This window comes from Bradyrhizobium sp. (assembly GCF_049691595.1).
In the GTDB taxonomy this organism is placed as follows: Bacteria; Pseudomonadota; Alphaproteobacteria; order Rhizobiales; family Xanthobacteraceae; genus Bradyrhizobium.
This window is the reverse complement of record NZ_JBAVNZ010000422.1, coordinates 1-5,400: the sequence shown is the minus strand read 5'-3', so window position 1 is coordinate 5,400 and position 5,400 is coordinate 1. Positions and strand designations below refer to the sequence as shown.

The 5,400-nt window shown below is 61.7% G+C and carries 3 protein-coding genes; all 3 read right to left on the bottom strand.

The genetic code is table 11. The annotated features are described in order from the left end of the window. The coding region (locus tag WCE35_RS17830; RefSeq protein WP_424594650.1) for a peroxidase family protein at nucleotides 1–1,845 on the bottom strand (1,845 nt) is incomplete at its 3' end. 1,095 nt (nucleotides 1,846–2,940) lie between these two features. After that, a complete protein-coding gene (locus tag WCE35_RS17825) occupies nucleotides 2,941–4,272 on the bottom strand; it encodes an HlyD family type I secretion periplasmic adaptor subunit (RefSeq protein WP_424594649.1) in 1,332 nt (443 codons plus the stop codon). Further along, on the bottom strand, nucleotides 4,265–5,400 hold a 1,136-nt coding region (locus WCE35_RS17820), incomplete at its 5' end, for a type I secretion system permease/ATPase (RefSeq protein ID WP_424594648.1). The genes WCE35_RS17820 and WCE35_RS17825, both read right to left, overlap by 8 nt.

The following is a 5,400-nucleotide window of genomic DNA, read 5'->3' as shown; positions in this document are numbered from 1 at the left end:
GTCGAGCGGGTTGGTGAAGGCCGTGAGAAGCCCTTCCTGAGTATAGGAGGGTGTGCCGTCGGCATTGAAGACCAGCTTGCCGCTGGCATCGACGTTCTGAATCTGCAACGTCTCGTCCAGCATCGAGTGGCCGAAGCGATAGACCGCGTTGGCGAACTCGGAGGTAATGGCGGCGTCGAGGTGAATATTGGTGTTGGTGGCGACGTGGATGGTCGGCACGACCTTGCGCGCGAACTCCTCGAATACGAGGTGCTGATACTGCGTCTCGGTGCCGAATCGGGCGGCCTGGAACAGACGCTCGCCGTTCCATTCGGAGGCCGTGATGATATGAACCGGATTGCCGTTGGCGTCGACGCCGTTGAGCAACGCAAGATTGGTGCCGGGCAGCACCCAGCCTTCGGCGAAGGACGTGTCGCCCTTGTCCAGTTCGGCCTGGATTTCGGCCTTGGTCTGAGCGACCAGCCGGTTGTGCTCCTTCTCGAAAATGTCGTGAATCGCCGTGAGGCCGACATTCTCGTTCAAGCGCCCGTCGCCGCCGACGAAGTGCCTGTCGAGCAGCTCGTTGTCGTAGGATTGGGCGGTGGATGAGCCATCGGTATTGGCAAGACCGAGCGCCGTATCGGTGTCGGCCACCTTCGGATTTCCAAAGTCATCAAACGGGCTCGCGGCACGGGCCATGTCGTTGATGAAGGCATGGCCGATACGCAGGACTATCTCGCCGACCGTTGTCGCATCGCCTGCTACGTCCGGGATCGGGTTGGTCAGGTCCAGGCCAGCCGCGGTGCCTTCCACGAGTCGTTGACCGCCGCCGGCGAGTTGCACGACGACCTGCGCGAATCCATTGGCGCCCGGTATGAACCTGCCATAGGCATCTGTGGCGAGCAGCGGCACATTGCCGACATCGTAGTCGGTGAGCGTGATGCCGAGCATCAACGCATTGGCCTTGACGTCGGCCCATGTCGCCAAGTTGCGTGTCCCGTCGGCATTCACATGATCGAGCAACCGTCCGGTCGCCACCGGCCTGCTGTCGAGGATGCCATCGGCGTTGGTGTCGACGCTGAACTGGTACTCGCGCAGGAACACCTGATGCGATGGCTGGGACGAGTAGGTCTGGCTGTTGTCGACGAACGGCGTGACAAGATTGCTCGGCGTCGTGGCGCCCGGCGCATCCTTGGCGCGCGCGATAATCATGAAATTGGGGGCGTGGGGCGCAGGGTTGTACAGCGGGTCGTCGGGGTTCAGCGTAATGAACACGAGTTCCTGCTGCGGGCCGGCAGGGCTCTTGGTGATCAGGTCGACGCCATGATCGAAGAACTGGCCGAACAACGTGAAAAACGTATTGAACGGCGCCGAGATGCCGCCGTCAGGTGTGACGTTGGGGATGGCAAGATTGCCGGCCAAAGGATTGACGGTGAACGTTCCCGTGGCAGCATCGACACCCACCGCAAGTATGTTGCCCGATGTATCCACCGCGTCGGGGTTGGCAATGAAATTCCCGATTGAATCCTTAATCACCAGCGGAATTGGGTAGGCTGAGAGAGCGGCCGGGTTCTGCGCCGTCTGGTCCGCGATCAGGTTCGAGATCGTCCGCGGCGTGGAGTCGAAGATGAACTGAGCGCCCGGAACATATTGCGACAGGAATACCTGGTCGTTGGGCGCAAACAACGGCATCCCTTGATCGGCCGCGCCGAAGACGCTGTCACCCGGGACGATGTTGTTGTTCGTGCCCCCCACCTCGCGCAAACCGAAGGCGAGATGCGGGTTGACCGGCGGCTGGCCGGCCTCTGCCATGAGAATTTGCTTGAGAATATAATTGATGTCGACGCGATCGAAAAACACGCTCATGAAAGTTCTCCTGCGGAAAACACATACATTCCGGACACGCAAAAATGTGCGGCCGGCGCGGGCGGGGGATCAATGTGGGAACGGCGATCAACGTGAGAACGGTGGCTTGACGCTTTGCGTGCCGGGCCGCGCATGACGCCGATGCGCCGAGATCCGGCCGATGCGAAACGAGGTGCGAAACCAGGCGCCCGCGCGTCGCTTCCGGTGCGGCGATGTCGGTCGGAGCGGCAATGGTGCCGAAACGCCTGAACAGTTGCGCCTGGCAGGGTCAGGCATGTCGCGCCCTCGCCTGCTGCGCCGAGGGCGCATTGCTCAAGAACCGCACGGTGGCAGGTTCCCGAGATTGCACGCGGAACAACCTGAGGTCGAGTTATGGCCGGAGGCCAGCGTGAACCGGTCGGCGAGCTCCGCCCCAGCATCAACGCAATCTCAATATGACCTAAATTACGCAACAGCGTCATGAAATTTACGCATTTCCAATACTAAAAAATCTACGTATTCTCAATACGAAAGCGAAGTGGTCTCCTAATTCGATACGTCTACGTGCGACTTTGGCTCATGGTCACCACCCTAATGTATCATCAGCCGAGCTCATTCCGACCGATCGTGATATTTAAGACACAGTAGCAGGGCTAACTAGCACCAAACGCTAATCCTAATTCAATATTTGACAGTTGTGCCAAAAGCCCAATAGGGCAAATTGGAGGTTAAAATCGGGCGCCGTTCAAGGGGTAAAATTTAGCTATTCTTAATCTTAGTTTTGCGACTCGCCACAATGACGTCATTTTTATCCGACAGCCAATTGTCAGTTGCGTTCCTAGGAATCGCCCGTGTCAGCCTGCTGGCAGATCGTGATGTCTGGTCCAGCCGAGCGACCGGATAAGCGTTGGCCGCGCGCATCACGCAACCAGAAATATCATATTATCAATTATTCAAGTCGAAAATATCATACTATCAATTATTCAAATCGAAAAAATATCATATTATCAATCATTCACGTCGGCGGAGAAATTGGCAGATTTGCGGCCGCACGAACCACCAATAGCGAGATCGACGCGATGGGGGTACTCATATCAACCGTGGCCGGTGGCGCCGTCACTGTTCGGTGAAGGTTCGCGCGATCTGGTCGCGCAGCGGTTTGATGAAATAGGACAGCGCGGTGCGCTCCGGGGTCCGAATGTAGATTTCGGCCGGCATGCCGGGCACCAGCTTGAGCACGCCGAGCCGCTTCGACTCCTTGCTCGACAGGCTGATTCGCGCGACGAAATAGCTCTGCCCCGACTGCTGCTCCTTTGTCAGGTCGGCGGCCAGCCGAACCACCTTGCCGTTGAATTCCGGCGTCGTGCGCTGGTTGAATGCCGTGAAGCGAACGAAGGCTTCCTGTCCGACATGGACGTGATCGATGTCCTGCGGCGCGATCCTGGCTTCGATCACCAATTCATCGCCTTCCGGCACGATCAGCATCACGGGCTCGCTGGGCGAGATCACGCCGCCGACCGTGTAGACGGACAGCTGATGCACGATACCGGTCTGGGGGCTGCGGAGGTCGACGCGCTTCAACTGGTCGTCGGCGGCGACGCGCCGCTCGCTCAACTCGGAATCCTTGGCCTGGACGTCGCGCAGGTCCTTCATCACCTCGGTCTTGTGATCCTGGTCGAGCTGGATGATCTGCAGATTGGTCTCGGCGATCTTGGCCTTGGACTGGGCGACGCTCGCGACGATCTGGGCGCGCTCGCCCTCGATGCGGGCGGCCTCGCGCCTCAACTGGATGATCCTCGACAGCGGCACCAGGTTTTTGCTCCACAGCTTCTCGATCTCCTGGAGTTCCGCGGTGACCAGTTCGATTTCGCGCGCCTTGGCCGCGGCCTGGGCTGTGAGCCCGCCGATCTCCTCGGTCAATTGATTGATGCGCTCGCCAAGCTGCGCCTTCTGTCCCTCGCGGCCGCTCCGGCGGCTGTTGAACAGCGTGCGCTCGCCGGCCAGGATCTCCTGGACCGTGGCGGATTCGGCACGCTCCGCGAGGCTTGCCGGCAACGTGAACGTCGCCAATCCGTCGCGCTCGGCCTTGAGTCGGGCCTGGCGCACGGCCAATTCGTCGATCTGGCTGGTAATGACCCCGAGATTGGCGCGCGTGATGGTCTCGTCGAGCCGCATCACCAAATCGCCGGCCTCGACCTTGTCGCCGTCGCGGACGCGGATTTCTCCGACGACGCCGCCGGTCGGATGCTGCACCTTCTTGACGTTGCTGTCGACAACCACCGTTCCAGCCGCCACCACGGCGCCTTCAAGGTTGACGGAGGCGGCCCAGCCGCCGATGCCAACGACGCAAAGGAACACGGCGGCAAAGCCGATCTTCAAGAGCGAGCCGATGTCGCCCGGTGGAGCCGTTTCCACGTTCGACGTCGCCGCGGATGATGGTTCAAGCATTACCGGTTACGCCCTCGGTCACGACCTTCAGACGCGCGTTTTGCGCCGCCGGCGCCTGCACCACTTGGCGGAGCACCTCGTCCCTGGGACCGAACGCCTGGACCTGACCGGCGCCCAACACCATGACCTGGTCAAGGCCGGCCAGCGCCGAGGGGCGATGCGCAATGACGATGGCGATGCCGCCGCGCTCGCGCACCGACATGATGGCGCGGGTCAAGGCCGTATCGCCGTCGGCATCGAGGTTGGAATTGGGTTCGTCGAGCACGAGCAGAAACGGGTCGCCGTAGAGGGCGCGGGCGAGCGCAACGCGCTGGCGCTGCCCGGCCGACAAGGCGGCGCCGGCCTCCCCGATATTGGTATCGTAGCCATCGGGCAGGCCCAGGATCATGTTGTGCACGTCGGCAGCATTGGCCGCCGCAATAATCGCCTCGCTCCCGGCCTGCGGATCGAACCGCGCGATGTTCTGTGCCACCGTGCCGTCGAACAGCTCGATATCCTGCGGCAGATAGCCGATATGCGGGCCCAGCAAATCCGGAGACCATTGATCGAGCGCGGCGCCATCCAGGCGGATCGTTCCCCGCTGCGCGACCCAGGCGCCGACGAGCGCCCGCGCCAGCGTCGATTTGCCGGATGCGGAAGGGCCGATCACCCCCAGCCCGTCGCCGCGCTTCAGCGCGAACGTGACGTTCTGCAGGATCACCCGCTGCTGGCCCGGCGCGGCGACCCAGAGTCCGTCGACACTGAGACGCTCCCGGGGCGGCGGCAACGGCATGCTGTCGGTCCGCGCCGGCTGCGCCGCCAGCAGCTTCGTCAGCCGCTCGGCGCTCTGCCGTGCGGCCAGGAAACCGCGCCAGTTTGCGATCGCGATTTCGATCGGCGCCAGCGAACGGGAGACCAGAATCGAGGCCGCGATCATCACGCCGCCGCTGGCCTGCCCGATGATGGTGAGATAGGCGCCAAGTCCCAGCACCGCGGACTGCAGCAGCAGGCGCAGCACCTTGGAGACATTGCCGTAGAGGGCGACGGTATCGGCCGCCACCAGTTGTTCGGCAAGATGCTTCTCATTGATGACGGTCCACCGTCGATTGAAGCGCTCGGACATGCCGAGCGCCCGGACGACTTCGGCAT

What these genes read in the sequence shown, in the direction of transcription:
- WCE35_RS17825 (WP_424594649.1), bottom strand. Translation starts at nt 4,272, where the DNA reads ATGCTTGAACCATCATCCGCGGCGACGTCGAACGTGGAAACGGCTCCA.